Source organism: Mesorhizobium japonicum MAFF 303099 (assembly GCF_000009625.1).
In the GTDB taxonomy this organism is placed as follows: Bacteria; Pseudomonadota; Alphaproteobacteria; order Rhizobiales; family Rhizobiaceae; genus Mesorhizobium; species Mesorhizobium japonicum.
This window is the reverse complement of record NC_002678.2, coordinates 1,024,386-1,040,057: the sequence shown is the minus strand read 5'-3', so window position 1 is coordinate 1,040,057 and position 15,672 is coordinate 1,024,386. Positions and strand designations below refer to the sequence as shown.

Annotated in this window: 16 protein-coding genes; 10 read left to right on the top strand and 6 right to left on the bottom strand. The window is 62.6% G+C overall.

The features are described 5' to 3' along the window. Nucleotides 1–6 precede the first annotated feature (6 nt). Complete coding sequence (locus tag MAFF_RS06120) at nucleotides 7–582, bottom strand: DUF4893 domain-containing protein (protein ID WP_010910010.1); 576 nt, start codon at nucleotides 580–582, stop codon at nucleotides 7–9. Nucleotides 583–736: 154 nt separating this feature from the next. Between MAFF_RS06120 and MAFF_RS06115 the strand changes: the two genes are divergently transcribed. Then, nucleotides 737–1,660, top strand: coding sequence for an NAD-dependent epimerase/dehydratase family protein (locus MAFF_RS06115; protein WP_010910009.1), 924 nt, complete (start codon nucleotides 737–739; stop codon nucleotides 1,658–1,660). 10 nt (nucleotides 1,661–1,670) lie between these two features. On the opposite strand, the gene MAFF_RS06110 is transcribed toward MAFF_RS06115, so the two are convergent. Next, a complete protein-coding gene (locus tag MAFF_RS06110) occupies nucleotides 1,671–2,300 on the bottom strand; it encodes a DUF1638 domain-containing protein (RefSeq protein ID WP_044547899.1) in 630 nt (209 codons plus the stop codon). A gap of 53 nt (nucleotides 2,301–2,353) precedes the next feature. Between MAFF_RS06110 and MAFF_RS37495 the strand changes: the two genes are divergently transcribed. Continuing rightward, complete coding sequence (locus MAFF_RS37495) at nucleotides 2,354–2,491, top strand: entericidin A/B family lipoprotein (protein ID WP_019858698.1); 138 nt, start codon at nucleotides 2,354–2,356, stop codon at nucleotides 2,489–2,491. 84 nt (nucleotides 2,492–2,575) lie between these two features. Here the strand turns inward: MAFF_RS37495 and MAFF_RS06100 are convergent, their stop codons facing one another. Continuing rightward, complete coding sequence (locus MAFF_RS06100) at nucleotides 2,576–3,274, bottom strand: corrinoid protein (RefSeq protein ID WP_032930649.1); 699 nt, start codon at nucleotides 3,272–3,274, stop codon at nucleotides 2,576–2,578. A 288-nt stretch (nucleotides 3,275–3,562) separates the two neighbouring features. Here MAFF_RS06100 and MAFF_RS06095 point away from each other — a divergent pair, with 288 nt between their 5' ends. The 6 genes from MAFF_RS06095 to MAFF_RS39740 all read left to right on the top strand — a co-directional run bounded on the left by MAFF_RS06095 (nucleotide 3,563) and on the right by MAFF_RS39740 (nucleotide 10,146). Continuing rightward, nucleotides 3,563–5,137 (top strand): trimethylamine methyltransferase family protein, encoded by a 1,575-nt coding sequence (locus MAFF_RS06095; protein WP_010910006.1) that lies wholly within the window; start codon nucleotides 3,563–3,565, stop codon nucleotides 5,135–5,137. An 89-nt stretch (nucleotides 5,138–5,226) separates the two neighbouring features. Further along, nucleotides 5,227–5,913, top strand: a complete 687-nt coding sequence (locus MAFF_RS06090; RefSeq protein ID WP_010910005.1) for a 4Fe-4S dicluster domain-containing protein — start codon at nucleotides 5,227–5,229, stop codon at nucleotides 5,911–5,913. Between the two features lie 105 nt (nucleotides 5,914–6,018). Continuing rightward, nucleotides 6,019–6,756, top strand: coding sequence for a dienelactone hydrolase family protein (locus MAFF_RS06085; RefSeq protein WP_080512034.1), 738 nt, complete (start codon nucleotides 6,019–6,021; stop codon nucleotides 6,754–6,756). Nucleotides 6,757–6,844: 88 nt separating this feature from the next. Then, nucleotides 6,845–7,405, top strand: coding sequence for an RNA polymerase sigma factor (locus MAFF_RS06080; RefSeq protein ID WP_044550574.1), 561 nt, complete (start codon nucleotides 6,845–6,847; stop codon nucleotides 7,403–7,405). A gap of 2 nt (nucleotides 7,406–7,407) precedes the next feature. Further along, nucleotides 7,408–9,513: a VWA domain-containing protein gene (locus MAFF_RS06075; RefSeq protein WP_044547894.1), complete on the top strand. Its 2,106-nt coding sequence runs from the start codon at nucleotides 7,408–7,410 to the stop codon at nucleotides 9,511–9,513. A gap of 363 nt (nucleotides 9,514–9,876) precedes the next feature. After that, the gene (locus MAFF_RS39740) at nucleotides 9,877–10,146 is read left to right on the top strand and encodes a hypothetical protein (protein ID WP_027046947.1); all 270 of its coding nucleotides are present in this window, start codon (nucleotides 9,877–9,879) and stop codon (nucleotides 10,144–10,146) included. Nucleotides 10,147–10,155: 9 nt separating this feature from the next. Here MAFF_RS39740 and bmt read toward each other — a convergent pair whose 3' ends face one another. Next, a complete protein-coding gene (gene bmt / locus MAFF_RS06065) occupies nucleotides 10,156–11,178 on the bottom strand; it encodes a betaine--homocysteine S-methyltransferase (protein WP_010909999.1) in 1,023 nt (340 codons plus the stop codon). Nucleotides 11,179–11,327: 149 nt separating this feature from the next. Continuing rightward, the gene (locus MAFF_RS06060) at nucleotides 11,328–12,185 is read right to left on the bottom strand and encodes a helix-turn-helix domain-containing protein (protein ID WP_027043871.1); all 858 of its coding nucleotides are present in this window, start codon (nucleotides 12,183–12,185) and stop codon (nucleotides 11,328–11,330) included. Between the two features lie 230 nt (nucleotides 12,186–12,415). Here MAFF_RS06060 and MAFF_RS06055 point away from each other — a divergent pair, with 230 nt between their 5' ends. Next, entirely contained in the window at nucleotides 12,416–13,426 is a 1,011-nt protein-coding gene (locus MAFF_RS06055) for a fatty acid desaturase (RefSeq protein ID WP_032930644.1), read from the top strand. 93 nt (nucleotides 13,427–13,519) lie between these two features. Next, the gene (locus MAFF_RS06050) at nucleotides 13,520–14,347 is read left to right on the top strand and encodes a phosphate/phosphite/phosphonate ABC transporter substrate-binding protein (RefSeq protein ID WP_010909996.1); all 828 of its coding nucleotides are present in this window, start codon (nucleotides 13,520–13,522) and stop codon (nucleotides 14,345–14,347) included. On the opposite strand, the gene MAFF_RS06045 is transcribed toward MAFF_RS06050, so the two are convergent. Then, complete coding sequence (locus MAFF_RS06045; RefSeq protein ID WP_044547886.1) at nucleotides 14,312–15,667, bottom strand: M24 family metallopeptidase; 1,356 nt, start codon at nucleotides 15,665–15,667, stop codon at nucleotides 14,312–14,314. The two genes, MAFF_RS06050 and MAFF_RS06045, sit on opposite strands and share 36 nt — an antisense overlap. Nucleotides 15,668–15,672 lie beyond the last annotated feature (5 nt).

The window sequence follows — 15,672 nt, the reverse complement described above, 5'->3', positions numbered from 1 at the left end:
CCACGCTCAGCGCTTGAACTCGATGATGTCGAGCTTCGATTCGTAATAGGGCGCGGGAAGTTCGATGCGCCATTCGCTGGCGCTGGTGCGGAAGGCATAGCCGACCTGGTCGGTCTGCGGACCGCTGCCATAAGGTTTTGCCCGATCGTTGTTGACGGAGCCGGAGCCGAGATAGATGGCGCGCTTCTCGCCATCGTCGAAAAAGCGGCCCTGGGTTCGCTGCGAGCCGCTGATCTTTTCAAGCCGCCAGCCTGAACCATCGTCGGTCACCTTGCACTTGAACCAGCCATAGATGACGAGCGGGCTCAAACCGCCTGCCTTGATGGTGCGGCACTTCCAGTTGCCGGTCAGATCCTTGTCGGAGAACGACACCAGCGGCTTCGCCAGCAAGACATCGAGTTGTTTGACCTCGGCCGGGTCGCCCGCTTTCGCCTCGGCGAGCGCCGCCTTGCGCGTCTCGCCATATCTGTCGAGGCGGACCTTGTCGGCAGGCGTGATCAGCTTCTGCACCTGGCCGTCGGCAAGGGCGGGCAGGGTGCAGCAGAGCAGGCCGATGGCGGCGAAAAGGGGACGAAGGATCATCCTGAACTCCCTGAGTCTCTAAAATGTCAGTCTGTAAAAATGGCAGTTAATGTCCGGAGCGGCACCATTACCGGCCGATAGCTGATTTTACCGGGTCGCTCGCGCCTGTCATCCGTGCTTAACAGCGTCGCCATCAGAAATCATGGTGTGACGCATGCGAATCTTGCTCACGGGATCGTCGGGTTGGCTGGGCAGCGCGCTGGCGCCGCGCCTGCGCGCGCTTGGCCATGAGGTGATCGGCCTCGACCCTGTCCCTTCGGTTGAAACGCAGATGATCGGCTCGATCGCCGATCGCGATCTGGTCATGCAGGTGATCGGGGATAATCGAATCGAAGCCATCATTCACAGCGGCGCGCTGCACAAGCCCAATATAGAGAGCCGCGCCAACAGCGATTTCGTCGCCACCAATGTGCAAGGCACGCTGAACCTGCTCGACGCAGCGGTGGCGAGCGGCGTGCAGCGCTTCGTCTTCACCTCGACCACCTCCCTGATGATCTCGCAGGCGATACGCGACGGCTTCAAGGGCGGTGCGCGCAAGGCCGCCTGGCTGACCGAGGCGATGTCGCCCGAGCCGCGCAACATCTATGGCGTCACCAAACTTTCGGCCGAACATCTTTGCCGCCTCTACCATCTGCGGCATGGCCTGCCGGTGGTCGTGCTGCGCACGGCCCGTTTCTTCCCCGAAGCCGATGACATGGCGCATACGATCGAACAATCAGATGCCAACACCAAGGCAAACGAATTGCTGTTCCGCCGGCTGACGGTGGAAGACGCGGCGGAAGCCCATGTCGCTGCCCTGGAGAAGGCGCCGCAGCTTGGCTTCGATACTTTTATCATCTGTGCGCCGACGCCGTTTCGGCCCGACGATTGCGATGCGTTGATCAGGGATGCGCCAGCCGTCGTCGCACGCCATTTCCCGGACTTTCCGACGCTTTATGCGCGAAAGGGCTGGACGATGTTTTCCTCCATCGACCGTGTCTATGACGCGTCGCGAGCAAGAGACCGGCTGGGTTTTGTCTGCAAGACGAGCTTTGCGGACGTGCTGGCGGCGCTAAGGGCGGAGGACGAGGCCGCCTAGCGCATTTGGATCAGGCGACCTTTGCCGCTTGCGCCATTTCGATCGTCAGGTCGCCGTAGCCGGTCGCGCGCCGCTCATAGGCAAGGCCGAGCAGGGCGGCGGCCTTTTGCGCGACCTTGTCGAGTTCCGGATCATCGGTCTGGGCCAGATAGACCAGCTTCTCGTAATTGCCGAAATAGTCCTTGATCAGCTCCGGGTGCTTGTCGAGGCCGAGCGGCTTCATGAAGAAGGCGTCGAACTGGCGGCACAGGAAGTCTGTCATATAGAAAGACATCATGTCGTCGTCGGCGACTTTCGCATAGGCCTCCATGCCTTGATAGAAGGCGAAGCAGTGTGGGCCGGCCATGCGCTCGACGCCATGCTTCTCGATGACGCGGTCGAGCAGGCCACCGGTGCCGCAATCGGCATAGCCGACGAAGATGTGCTCGTAGCCCTCCGTCTTGGCCTTCTCGATTGCCTTGTCCATGGCGGGCGCGATGCGGTCGGGATAAAAATGAAACTCCGCCGGCAGACAGGTCAGTTCCAGGTGATCCAGCCCGAGCTGTTCCTTGACGGCCAATACCTCGCGCGCAATCATCCCGCAGGCGATGACAAGCAGCCTGTCAGTTTGATTCGGTTTCGTTTTTTGCGTCTTGACCAAGTCGAGCGGCTTTCGCTGCGGGGCTAATTTACCTGTCGAGGGAGACACCGTCCATGAAACTGCTACGTATTGCGCCGATAGCCATCCTTGCCTGCGCACTTGCACTCACCGCCTGCGCCAACACCATTCGAGGTGTCGGCAAGGATGTCAAATCGACGGCAAGGGCGGTCAAAGACACTGTCGCCAACTGATCGGCAGCCTCTCCCATCATCTGGGAACAAAAAAGCCGCGCTGCAAGGCGCGGCTTTTCTCATCGTTCATCCTGATGCCTTGGGTCAGGCCGAAGCGCGGACATTGTGCTTGCGCTTCATGAAGTCCTTGGCGGTCTCGACGGCCACCGCGGCATCGCGGCAATAGGCGTCGGCGCCGACGGCCTTGCCGAATTCCTCGTTGAGCGGCGCGCCGCCGACCAGCACGACATAGTCGTCGCGAATGCCCTTTTCCTTCATCGTGTCGATGACGACCTTCATGTAGGGCATGGTGGTGGTCAAAAGCGCCGACATGCCGATGATGTCGGGCTGATGCTGCTCGATCGCATCCAGATATTTCTCGACCGCATTGTTGATGCCGAGGTCGATGACGTCGAAGCCGGCGCCTTCCATCATCATGCCGACGAGGTTCTTGCCGATGTCGTGGATATCGCCCTTGACGGTGCCGATGACCATCTTGCCCTGTTTCGGCGCGCCGGTGGCGGCGAGCAGCGGGCGCAGGATGAACATGCCGGCCTTCATGGCGTTGGCGGACAGCAGCACTTCGGGAACGAACAGGATGCCGTCGCGGAAATCCTCGCCGACGATGCGCATGCCTTCGACCAGCGCCTCGGTCAGCACCTTATAGGGCGCCCAGCCGCGCTCGAGCAGGATGCGCGTGCCTTCCTCGATCTCTTCCTTCAACCCGTCATAAAGGTCGTCGTGCATCTGCTGCACCAACTCGTCGTCGGAAAGTTCAGAAAGGATGATCTCGTCGTCGGACATTTTTATCCAGCTCCTCACGGCATCGCGACTGTGTCGCAAGGCACAAAATATTAGCGTTCATACCTAACCCGCAACGGGCGGCTATCCATAGCTGATTTGCGACTTCCCGCAAAAGGAAAGCGACTGGAAAATCTATTGGTTTTCTTGTCGATTTTGCGACAGGCGTTGGCGCGGACGGGCCGTTTCGAATAGGGTGCATGGCTACGATCCGGCGAAAGCCGCGCCATGCGGCCACAACGCTACGGACCAGCCATCGTCAGGCCAGGCCATATTCAGGGAAGAGCGATCATGAGCGAACACGCGGCAGTCGACCAGGAAGCGTCAAACGCGCGGCGTGGGCGAGGCGCGAGCGGCGGAGCGGCGGCAAGGCGCGCCGCGCGTTCCGGCGGCGGACCCGGCACCCAACTCACCTACATCAAGCGCAAGATCAACATCTATGAGGTGCTCGACGAGGAAGGCCTCGCGCTGATCGAGAAGAACACCGATACGGTGCTCGAAGAGATCGGCATCATCTTCCGCGATGACGCCGAAGCGTTGCAGCTGTGGAAAGAGGCCGGCGCCGACGTCAAGGGCGAGCGGGTGCATTTCCCGAAGGGGCTTTGCCGTTCTCTGCTGAAGACCGCGCCGTCCATCTATACCCAGCATGCCCGCAATTCCGAGCGCTCGGTGCAGATCGGCGGCAATGCTACCGTCTTTGCGCCGGTCTATGGGCCGCCCTTCGTGCGCGACCTTGACGGTGTCAGGCGCTACGCGACCATCGAGGATTTCCAGAATTTCGTGAAGCTCGCCTATATGGCGCCGTCGATCCACCATTCGGGCGGCACTGTGTGCGAGCCGGTCGACGTGCCGGTCAACAAGCGCCACCTCGACATGATCTATTCGCACATAAAATACTCGGACAAGCCGTTCATGGGCTCGGTGACCGCGCCGGAACGCGCCGAGGACACCGTCGCCATGGCCAAGCTCGTCTTCGGCGACGATTTCGTCGAGAACAACACGGTGCTGACCAGCCTGATCAACGCCAACTCGCCGATGGTGTTCGACGAAACCATGCTGGGCGCGCTGAAGGTTTATTCGCGCCACAACCAGGCCTGTATCGTCACGCCGTTCATCCTTGCCGGTGCGATGAGCCCGGTGACGGTCGCCGGCACGTTGACGCAGGTTCTGGCCGAGGTGCTGGCCGGCGCCTCGTTCACGCAGCTCATCCGGCCGGGCGCGCCGGTGCTGTTCGGCACCTTCGCCTCGTCGATCTCCATGCAGTCTGGCGCGCCGACCTTCGGCACGCCGGAGCCGTCGCTGGTGTCTTATGGCGCTGCTCAGCTCGCACGCCGTCTCGGCCTGCCGTTCCGCACCGGCGGTTCGCTCTGCGCGTCCAAGGTCCCGGATGCGCAGGCGGCCTATGAAAGCGCCAACACGCTGAACTCGACGATCCTTGCCGGCACCAACTTCGTCCTCCACTCGGCCGGCTGGCTCGAGGGCGGGCTGGCGTCCTGCTATGAAAAATTCATGATGGACATCGACCAGCTCGGCATGCAGCAGAAATTCTCCGAAGGCGTCGACCTGTCGGAGAACGGCCAGGCGATGGACGCCATTCGCCAGGTCGGCCCGGGCAGCCACTATCTCGGCTGCGACCACACGCAGGCCAATTTCCAGACGGCGTTCTATCGCTCCAGCATCGCCGACAACAATTCCTACGAACAGTGGCTGGCCGAAGGCGAGAAGACCGCGCCGCAGCGCGCCAATGAGCTTGCCCGCCGCTGGCTGGAAAGCTACGAGGCGCCTTATCTTGATCCGAGCATCGACGAGGCCCTGAAGGAGTTCATCGCCAAGAAGAAGGGGTCGATGCCCGACGCCTTCACTTGAAAGGAGCCCGAGTCAGGCGGGGCTAAAGTCGCCAACATCATCCACAAGGAAGTCTGGCGGAGCGCCTTCTCCGACCCGGACAAGAAGGGATGATTGCGCGCGGCATGATCGAAGAGATCACGGCCGCGCTCGGCGCCAACGGCCTCGTCCTGCGCGGCGGCTTTGTTTTCTCTGACGGCGAGGACGCCCCTCACGGCGCCTCGGGCTTTCCAGCGAAATCCGTGCTGCTGGTGGGGCAGGCGGGGGCGGCACCCTGGCGGCATTTCCTGCGCTGGCGCGAAAAGCAGCCGTGCACAATCGCCAATCCGCTCGACAGCTGGTCGCGGCAGGTCATTGGCGATGTGGCGCACGCATTTGGTGCGCGCGCCGTTTCGCCCTCCGACAAGCCCTACCTGCCGTTCCAGCAATGGGCTGTTCGGGCGGAGGGGCTGAAACCGTCGCCGCTCGGCATCCTCATGCATCCGCAATATGGGCTTTGGCATGCCTATCGCGGCGCGTTGCTGTTCGAGGACGAGATCGCGCTTCCGGAGCAGGGCGAGGCAATTCATCTCTGCGACGCCTGTGTCGAGAAACCCTGTCTGAAATCCTGTCCGGTCGATGCCTATTCCACGGAAGGCTTCGCCTATCAGGCCTGCCTGGCGCATGTGCGGGGCAGGAATGGCGAACCGTGCCGGTGCGGCGGCTGCCTCGATCGCAATGCCTGTCCTTATGGCACGGAATATCGCTATCCGCCTGAAGTCCAGGCCTTCCATATGGCGGCATTCGCCGGCCTGTGATCGTCACACGATGCTGCGCGAAATGTTGACGGGTACTTTCAAGGAATGCCTTGCCGTGGCAGGCCGCGTGGATATGTATCGCGCATCTGACAAATGGAGCAGGCAATGACGAAGCAGGACCTCAGGATCAAGACCCGTGACGGCGTGGCGAAGGCGGGCCTGTTCCGCTCGGCCAAGACCTCCTCGGCCAGAGCCGGTGTCATTCTCTACCAGGACGCCTTCGGTCCGCGTCCGGCGCTCGACGGCATAGCCGAGCGGCTGGCGGGCGAAGGTTATGCGGTGCTGGTGCCTGACCTCTTCTACCGCAATGCGCCCTATGGTCCGTTCGACGCCAAGACCGCCTTCACCGAGGAAAACAGCAAGGCAGCGCTGATGGCGCTGGTCACCGGCACGACACAGCAGATGACCATCAGCGACGGCGAGGCCTTTCTCGATGCGCTCGCCGGCGAAGGTGTTAGGGGACTGATCGGCACTGTCGGCTATTGCATGGGCGGCGCGCGGGCGCTCAACGCCGCTGCGGCCTATCCCGAGAGGATCAGGGCCGCCGCAAGTTTCCATGGCGGCAATCTCGCCAGCGATGCCGCCGACAGCCCGCACCGCAAGGCTGCATCCATCAAGGCGCGTGTCTATGTCGGCATGGCCGGCGTCGACAGGAGTTTCCCGCCAGAGCAGTCGACACGGCTGGAGGAGGCGCTGCGCAACGCCGAAGTCGACCACACGATCGAGAACTATGTCGGCATGGCGCATGGCTGGTGCGTGCCTGACCACAGCGTCTACAACCAAGCCGGCGCCGAACGGCATTGGCAAAGGCTGATCACGCTGTTTGCGGAGACGCTCGGGTAAGGCCTCTGCAGAAGGAGAGGCCGTTTACCAAAAAAATCTTTGCATCACCCCAAGGATTAGCCATTAGCCTTCGTCCAACAGGCAAATGATGGCGATGATGCTGGATGAGAGCGAAGCCTCCGACGCCGAACTGATCGGGCGGGCGAAGGGCGGAGACAGGGGGGCCTTCGGCAAATTGCTGGAGCGCCACTACGACTTCGTCTATCGCGCCGCCTATCGCTGGTGCGGCAAGAAGGCCGATGCCGAGGACATCGCCCAGGAAGTCTGCGTGCGGCTCGGCAAGGCGATCCGCGACTATCGCGGCGGCGGTGCCTTCACGACATGGCTCTATTCCGTGACGATGAATGCGGCGCGCGACATGATGCGCAAGACCGCGCGCGAGACGGTGAAGACCGAGGCCTATGGTGTCCATGCGCTGATTTCGGGCGAGGCCCCGGCCGAACCGGAAGACCCGGTCGAGGCGCTGTGGGCCGCGGTGCGGCAGCTTCCGGACAAGCAGCGCGACGCCGTCCTGCTGGTCTATGGCGAGGGCTTGAGCCATGCGGCCGCCGCCGAGGCGATGGCGATCTCGGAGACGACGGTTTCCTGGCACATCCATGAAGCGAAGAAACGGCTGAAGACGCTGATGCGTTCAGCCGGGGAAGTGTGACCATGGTCGACGACAACGAACTCAACAGGCTGCGCGATATCGCGGCACCGGCGCCGGGCGAGAGCGCGAAGGCGCGCGCCTTCGAAGCCGCCCTGCGCGCCTATGACCAGGAAGATATTTCTGCTGTCACCCAAGGATCGGTCGGCGGCCTTCGTCTCACAGAGCGAGCACAAAAGCTCTGGAGCGAGATCATGCAAAAGAAACTCATTGCCACGCCGGCCCTTGCCGGGCTCGTCGCCCTGCCGATCGCCGGATACGCCACTTTCCATCTGCTGAGGGAACAGCCGGCCAAATTCGGCGGCGACGAAAAGATCACCGAGACGCTGGCCGACAAGCCGGCGACGTTGAAGCCGGCCGAGCCGAAGCAGGCTCCGACCGAATTGGCCAAGGACAAGAAGGCCGACGCGGATGTGGAAAGCCGCGATGCGACCAACGTGCTTGTGGCGCCGGCTTCGCCGCCGAAATCCGAAGCGGCCCAGGCCGGCGGTACTGCTCAGCAGACTGCCAATGAACGCGCGGTGGTGGCCGAGCCGGCACCGCCGGCGCCGACAGGTGAATTCACGCTGAATAGCACCGCGCCGAGCACGTCGCGGCTCACCCGCGTGCCGGCTGCCGAGTCCAAGCTGATGGCGCCGCAGCCCACCATGGCGCCGGCGGATCAGATCGCGCCGCAGGAGGAAAACCGCAACCGCGTCCAGGACTTCAAGACCAATCCGGTGCATGCCGCGCTGGAAGATCCGGTCTCGACCTTCTCGATCGATGTCGACACGGCCTCCTACTCCTTTGTGCGCCGTTCGCTGAAGGAAGGCTCCGTGCCGCAGGCCGACACGGTCCGTGTCGAGGAGATGATCAACTACTTCCCCTATGACTGGAAGGGACCGGACTCGGTGTCGACGCCGTTCAACTCGACCGTCAGCGTCATGCCGACGCCGTGGAACGCGCAAACCAAGCTGATGCATGTCGCCATCAAGGGCTTCGACATCAAGCCGACCGAGCAGCCGAAGGCCAATCTGGTCTTCTTGATTGACGTTTCGGGCTCGATGGACGAGCCGGACAAGCTGCCGCTGCTCAAATCTGCATTCCGGCTGCTGGTCAGCAAGCTCAGGGCCGACGACACGATCTCGATCGTCACCTATGCCGGTGAGGCCGGCACCGTGCTGATGCCGACCAGGGCTGCCGAGAAGGACAAGATCCTCAACGCGATCGACAATCTCACGCCCGGTGGTTCGACGGCCGGCGAGGCCGGCATCAAGGAGGCCTACAAGCTTGCCCAGCAATCCTTCGTCAAGGACGGCGTCAACCGGGTGATGCTGGCCACCGATGGCGACTTCAATGTCGGCCAGAGCGACGACGATGATCTCAAGCGCCTGATCGAACAGGAGCGCAAGAGCGGCGTCTTCCTGTCGGTGTTCGGCTTCGGCCACGACAATCTGAACGACCAGATGATGCAGACCATCGCCCAGAACGGCAACGGCACCGCCGCCTATATCGACACGCTGGCCGAGGCCGAGAAGGTGCTGGTCGAGGATGCCTCCTCGACGCTGTTCCCGATCGCCAAGGACGTGAAGATCCAGGTCGAGTTCAACCCCAACAAGGTCTCCGAATACCGCCTGATCGGCTACGAGACCCGGGCTCTCAACCGCGAGGATTTCAACAATGACCGCGTCGATGCCGGCGATATCGGCTCGGGCCATTCGGTCACCGCGATCTATGAGATCACCCCGAAGGGCAGCGGCGGCGAGCAGATCGATCCGCTGCGCTATGGCCAGGCCACGGTCAACAATGGCGGCGTCGCCAATGCGGACGAATATGCCTTCGTCAAGATCCGCTACAAGCTGCCCAACGAGGACGTCTCGAAGCTGATCACCACGCCGGTGACCTCGGCCAACGAGGTGGCGTCCTTCGACCAGGCCAGCACCGACCAGCGTTTCTCCGTCGCGGTGGCTGCCTTCGGCCAGAAGCTGCGCGACGAGGATGCGACCGCGAAGTTCGGCTACGACAAGATCATGGAGATTGCCACTGCCGCCCGAGGAGCCGACCCGTTTGGATACAGGTCCGAGTTCCTCTCGCTTGTGCGCCTTGCCTCGGCGCTGGGCGGTAACCGGTAGTGGCGATGACGGCCGGTTTCCTTCGGATGGGATCGTTCTGACAGGGGAAACCGGCCCACGGGCGGGTGAGGCAGGCCGGCGAGGGGTCATTCCCTTGCCGGCCTTTTTTTGGATCCGTCGATATTCAGGTGAGGCCGGCCTGCAAACGATGGTTTCCTGCGCTTCCGGTGCTCACGTACCCAAAAGTACGCTCCGCTCCGGTTCTCGGAACCCATCGTTTTCGACTCGGCCTGACCTGAATCTCAACGGATCCTGGCGCAGCGTTAACCGGCATGATCGTTAAATTGCGCGAGATTTCCGGTACCGGATCGCAATTTCCTGTTGCTACACCGGACTTGTTTACAGGGCTTGAGGGAGCCGGAATTGCAGATCAGGACTATCGCCAACTCGCCGCCGCCGGTGCGAGACGCTTCGACGGTTTCATCAGCCCCATCGGCCGAATCCAGACGCATCAGCGACGATGTCGCGCAGGCGCGTCACACTGCAATGTCGGCGCTGACCAATGACCGCTTCCGCGCCATGCTGGAACAGATCACCGATCCAGCTTCTTCCGGCGCGCTGATGACGATGCGCGGCGACAATGTCGTCGATTTCAGGTCGGCGCAATCGAGCTACGCCGACAACAGCGAATAATCGAAATCCTCAGGCCCGGCTGCGGCGGCGCTCGCGGCGGGCCTCGCTGGTCTCGGCGGTGTTTTCCGTCGCCACCTTGTTGCGCATCGGACCGATGCGCTCGACGATCGTCTCGACCGTCGGACGACCCGCCTTGGTGTGGGCGTCGAGTGCCTTGCGCATGGCGGCAAGGTGCTGGAACGAAGTGCCGCAGCAACCACCGACAATCTTGGCGCCGGCATCGACGGCGAGGCGAACATAGTCGGCCATCAGTTCCGGCGTGCCGGAATAATGGATCTCAGTACCGCGGAATTCCGGAATGCCGCAATTGCCCTTGACGATCACCGTCGCCTGCGGCTTCGCCTCGGTCATGTCGAGCAGCGAGGCCAGGATGTCTGAAGCGCCGACGCCGCAATTGGCGCCAACGCCGAGCGGTGCTTCGGACAGCCCGTCAACGACGCCATGGATTTCCTTCGGCAGCAGGCCCATCATGGTGCGGCCGGCTGTGTCGAAGGAGCCGGTATAGGTGTAGGGGAGGCCAACGCGGATCGCCGCTTCGGCGGCGGCGCGGATCTCGTCGGGCGCCGACATGGTCTCGATCCAGGCGACTTCGGCGCCGCCTTGCTTGAGACCCTCGATCTGCTCGGCAAAGGCGTCGACCGCCTCGTCATAGGTCATGGCGCCAAGCGGCACCAGCAATTCGCCGGTCGGGCCGACGGAGCCGGCGACGATCACCTTGCGGCCGGCCTTGTCGGCGACGGCGCGGGCAATCTCGGCGGCGCGCTTGTTGAGCGCATGCACGCGATCCTGCGCATGGTGGAGCTTCAGCCGGTGGCGGGTGCCGCCGAAGGAGTTGGTCAGGATGATGTCGGCGCCGGCATCGACGAAATTCTGGTGCAGGTTGGTGATGGTGTCGGGCGCCGTTTCGTTCAGCAGCTCCGGCGCCTCGCCGGCCTCCAGACCCATCGCGAACAGATTGGTGCCGGTGGCGCCATCGGCCAGCAGCACGCCCTTTTCAGCCAGCAGGGCATCGATCGGATTGGTGGTGGTCATCGGATTGGCTTTCGTGTTTCAAATTCGAATAAGGATATAAAGAAGTCTTTATGTCTAGTCAATGATTTGTGGCGACCTTCGGCAATGCGAATGGCGTGGCCCTCGACCATGTCGGAGCCAAGCAATCGGATGACCCTGATTGCGGTCGATCAGACAGAGCCTGACGGGAACGACATGCCGGCCAGATTTCGGGCGAAGGCGGCGGCCTCGTGCGGATTGACGTCGGCGGCGCGGATCAGATTGTCGAAATGCTGGGTCAGCGCCTGGACCGGCTGGGTGGCGTTCAGCACGACATACATGTCGCCGACATAGATAGCGGCGCGGTAGGGGCCGAAGATGGTGAGCGGGATCGAATAGCGCATGCGGCCGTCATAGAGAAACAGGCGGAAGGTCGGATAGAGATCGTCGAGCAGCGTCGCCATATGGGCGAGTTGCTGCCGGCGGTCGGCCTCGGGGAAACGGTCCCACACACCAAGGCCGCGGGCAAAGATCTCCAGCGTGTGGCGCGGCATGCAGACTTCCATGTCGGTTTCCGGACGCCGGTTGTATTCGATGCGGTATTGCGTCTCGCTGGCCTGCGCCAGGCGGCTCCTGTTGGTGATGTTGGCCTCGTAGTCGACCAGCGCGCGGGTCCGCAGCAGGTCGGGAATGCCGGCCGGCACGTAGCGGATCTTGGTACCCGCGGCCTCGGCGAACCATTTGGCGAGCAGCGTGCGGTCGAAACCGTCAGGCGCTTCCTCGATCTCCAGGCTTTCGCGGATTTCGCCGGTGACGCCTTCGTCCTGGCTAAGGCCCAGCAGCCAGTCCAGCGACACTTTGAATTCGGCGGCGATGTTGAGCAGCGTTTCGGCGCGCGGCAGTCGTGTCGACGCGCCTGACATCAGCTGCGACAACGCCGACCGGTCGATGCCGACTGCTGACGCGAAGGCCGACTGGTTGAGGTCGGAGCGTGTCAGGAGCAGCTTCAGACGCTCCCGGAAGATTGCTGACAGATCGCGTTTGTCCATCGTCTGCTTCTCCGAATCTTGAGGAAAAATTTGCGCCAAAGCAGCTTGGTGAGGTGTCCCAGGCGTAAATGAATCCCTAAGGTTGTTTACAATGTGTAACATGTGCGGTCAAAAATGCGCAATCGCAACATTTTGTATACTTTGTCGCGTTGAGTGGAATCGTTTCTCCTGACACTATGCTGTCAGGAACCAGTTGGGGTTCCGGCGACTGAGGGGCAGTGGTCGATAGCATGACAGGCAAGAGCATCAAGCGACGCAACGTACCGGCCATCGAATGGCCTACCGTGGTTCTCGCTTTCTTCTGTTACGGAACGTGGCTTGGCACCGGTTTCCTGCTCTGGCCGTCCTATCCCATCCTCGCGCTCGCTCTTCTCGGCTTCATCCTGGCATTGCAGTCGTCGATCATGCACGAAGTGCTGCATGGCCATCCGACGCGCAGCGCGTTGATCAACGAAGCCTTCGTCTTCCTGCCGATCGGTCTGGTCTGGCCGTTCCGCCGCTTCAAGACGCTGCATTTGCGCCATCATGCCGACGAGCGGCTGACCGACCCGCTCGATGATCCCGAAAGCTACTACCAGGCGCTGTGGCAGCATGACGAATTGCCGCCGACGATGAAGTTCCTGCTCAAGATCAACAACACCATGGTCGGCCGTTTCTTCTTCGGCCCCTGGCTGTCCTGCATCGGCTTCTTCATCGACGATTTCAAGCAGATGATGGCCGGCGACAAGGCGATCCGCAAGGCATGGCTGCTGCATGCGATCGGCCTCGCCATCGTGGCGCCGATCGTGCAGTTCGGCTTCGGCATTCCGCTGTGGCTCTACATTCTGGCGCCGGTCTGGCTCGGCCAGTCGCTGATCGCGATCCGCACCTTTGCCGAGCATCAGTGGTCCGAGCATCCGGAAGGCCGTACGGTGATCATCGAGCGCTCGCCGCTGTCGTTCCTGTTCCTCAACAACAATCTGCACTTCGTCCATCACAAGACGCCTACGGTGGCCTGGTACAGGCTGCCGAAACTGTTTCGCGAGCGTCGCGACGAATGGCTGCGGATGAACAATGGCTATGCTTATCCGAATTATTTCGCGCTGATCAAAGCCTATGCCTTCAAGGCGAAGGAGCCGATCGTGCATCCGGTGCTGCGGCGTGCGCCTGAGCACGGGCGGGCGTTCAAGCCACGCATCCGGGCGCGCAACATCAATGGGCTCGGCACGGCGCCGGTGCCCGCCGAGCCGCCCAAGGAATAATTCGGGGCATCCCTCGGGTTCCGTGTCGGCCAATTCTGATTGGACGCCGCGTTTTTGCGATCCTTTTTCCAGACGTGATGATTTGATATCGGCATGAGTGAATCGATTGCGGCATTGCCGATGTATGACTGGCCCGAAGTGCGCGGCGAGGTCGATGCGCAGTGGGCGCTGCTGTGCGATGTCTTCCGGCAAAAGGGTATCGACGCACCGCAAACCATCGTGCGCCGCAATGGCGACCTGCCGCCGGTGCCGGGCGGCATCCATGATGCCGAGGGAGCCTGGATCGCGCCGGATCCTGCGACATTGCCGCCGGATGAACTTGATTTTCACAAGCTCTGGCTGCACCCGGCGCTGCTCTTCGCGCAGACCTGCTGGGGGCCGATGGAACTCGGCCTGTCGAGCCATGTGCAAGTGATCGGCCAGCCAAGCTATGACGCCTATGAGGGCGGGCAGGGTGAGCTCTATTCCAGCGCGCTGGTGATGCGGACAGGCGAGGGATCGGAAGCCCGTTCGCCCGCGGACGGCAAGGCACTGCTGCCGCTCGACCTGATGCGAGGCAAGCGCTTCACCTTCAACAGCCTGGATTCCATGTCGGGCATGATCGGGCTGACGCGTGATCTGCAGGCGGCCGGCGAAAGTCTCGATATCTTTTCCTCGCGCAGCGAAAGCGGCGGTCATCGCGCTTCGATCGTTACTGTTGCCGAGGGCAGGGCAGATGTCGCCGCGATCGACTGCGAAAGCTGGGCGTTAGCGCAGCGTTTCGAGCCGGCGGCGCGCAAGGTGGCGATTGTCGGCTGGACGGCACGGCGCAAGGGCCTGCCCTTCATCACTGCCAGGACGACGCCGGAAAAGACCGTCCGGGCAATGCGCGAAGCCTTGGCTGGGCTAGCCGAGCAGCCTCGCATCCAACGGGTAGGTTGAAAGCTGCTCGCTGCCGGTCTCGGTGATCAGGATCTGCTCCTCGATCTTGACGCCTTCGCGGCCGCCAAGCCGGCCAATATAGCTTTCCACGCACAGCACCATGCCTGGTTCAAGCACGCCGTCCGGCGTGTCCGGCGTCCAGTCGCTGGCATGCGGCAAGGTAGGGTATTCGTCGGCCAGGCCGACGCCGTGATAGAGCACGCCATAGCGCGTCGGGAAGCAGTCTCCCGGCGGCACCGCCGAGCGCTCGACAAGGTCGCGAAACGAGATGCCCGGCTGCATCAACTGCGTGTTGTGCTCGATCTGGTCGGCGGCGATGCGGAACAGGTCGCGCTGCTCATTGGTCGGCTTGGCATCGCCGCACAGCCAGGTGCGCGACAGGTCGGCGCAGAAGCCGTAGGGGCCGATCAGGTCGGTGTCGAAGGCGACGAGGTCGCCGGCTTCGATGGTGCGCGACGAGCACTCCTGGAACCACGGATTGGTGCGCGGGCCGGACGCCAGCAGCCGCGTCTCGATCCATTCACCGCCGCGCGCAATGTTGCCGCGGTGCAGCTCGGCCCACAACTCGTTCTCGGAAATGCCGGGCCGCAGAGCCTGTTCCATCTCGCCCATCGCCGCCTCGCAGGCAATGATGGCGCGGCGCATGGCGAGGATCTCGTCCGGTGATTTGATAAGCCGGGCATTCTCCATCACCGCTTCGCCATTGCCGATGGAGACGCCGAGACGCGCGAGTTCCTCGACGCCTTCCGGATTGAGGTGATCGACCGCGATGCGGCTGTTGCCGCCGCCATGTTCCCTGACCAGATCGGCAATGCCGGCGGCCCAGCGGCGGACCTTTTGCTCCGTGAGCTCGCCGCCATAGAGATACATCCAGGAGACCGCCGGACGCACCTCGTCGACGACGCCGGAATGGTCGGACAGATGCTCGCAGGAGAAATAGTCGAACAGCACCACCGGACCTTCGGTGGCGACGAAGCAATGCCGTGTCGGATTGTGCGCCACCCACAGCTGCATGTTGGTGCTGTCGGTGGCGTAACGAATGTTGACGGGGTCGTAGAGCAGGGCGCCGGCATAGCCGCGGCGCTTCAGCTCGGCGCGGATGCGCTCCAGCCGGTATTGGCGCATCACCGGAAGATCGGGGGCGGCAATGCCCGCCGCCGCCCATTCCGCTTCAGCCTGCGCGCCATAGCCCAGCACATGCTGGTTGAGCGAAGCCGCCTTCTGGCGGGAGCCTTCGCGCAGCGCCTCGATCGAGCCGGGCTCGAACGGCATGATCTTGCGATGGCGACCGAAGCTGCCCTTTGGCGCCGCGCTGTCCATGGCTG

Excerpts from the sequence above, each read along its gene's own strand:
- MAFF_RS37495 (WP_019858698.1), top strand. The coding sequence starts at position 2,354 with ATGAAACTGCTACGTATTGCGCCGATAGCCATCCTTGCCTGCGCACTT.
- MAFF_RS06115 (WP_010910009.1), top strand. The coding sequence starts at position 737 with ATGCGAATCTTGCTCACGGGATCGTCGGGTTGGCTGGGCAGCGCGCTG.
- MAFF_RS06060 (WP_027043871.1), bottom strand. The coding sequence starts at position 12,185 with ATGGACAAACGCGATCTGTCAGCAATCTTCCGGGAGCGTCTGAAGCTG.
- MAFF_RS06100 (WP_032930649.1), bottom strand. The coding sequence starts at position 3,274 with ATGTCCGACGACGAGATCATCCTTTCTGAACTTTCCGACGACGAGTTG.
- MAFF_RS06075 (WP_044547894.1), top strand. The coding sequence starts at position 7,408 with ATGGTCGACGACAACGAACTCAACAGGCTGCGCGATATCGCGGCACCG.
- bmt (WP_010909999.1), bottom strand. The coding sequence starts at position 11,178 with ATGACCACCACCAATCCGATCGATGCCCTGCTGGCTGAAAAGGGCGTG.
- MAFF_RS06055 (WP_032930644.1), top strand. The coding sequence starts at position 12,416 with ATGACAGGCAAGAGCATCAAGCGACGCAACGTACCGGCCATCGAATGG.
- MAFF_RS06080 (WP_044550574.1), top strand. The coding sequence starts at position 6,845 with ATGGCGATGATGCTGGATGAGAGCGAAGCCTCCGACGCCGAACTGATC.
- MAFF_RS06090 (WP_010910005.1), top strand. The coding sequence starts at position 5,227 with ATGATTGCGCGCGGCATGATCGAAGAGATCACGGCCGCGCTCGGCGCC.
- MAFF_RS06050 (WP_010909996.1), top strand. The coding sequence starts at position 13,520 with ATGAGTGAATCGATTGCGGCATTGCCGATGTATGACTGGCCCGAAGTG.
- MAFF_RS06085 (WP_080512034.1), top strand. The coding sequence starts at position 6,019 with ATGACGAAGCAGGACCTCAGGATCAAGACCCGTGACGGCGTGGCGAAG.
- MAFF_RS06095 (WP_010910006.1), top strand. The coding sequence starts at position 3,563 with ATGAGCGAACACGCGGCAGTCGACCAGGAAGCGTCAAACGCGCGGCGT.
- MAFF_RS06045 (WP_044547886.1), bottom strand. The coding sequence starts at position 15,667 with ATGGACAGCGCGGCGCCAAAGGGCAGCTTCGGTCGCCATCGCAAGATC.
- MAFF_RS06120 (WP_010910010.1), bottom strand. The coding sequence starts at position 582 with ATGATCCTTCGTCCCCTTTTCGCCGCCATCGGCCTGCTCTGCTGCACC.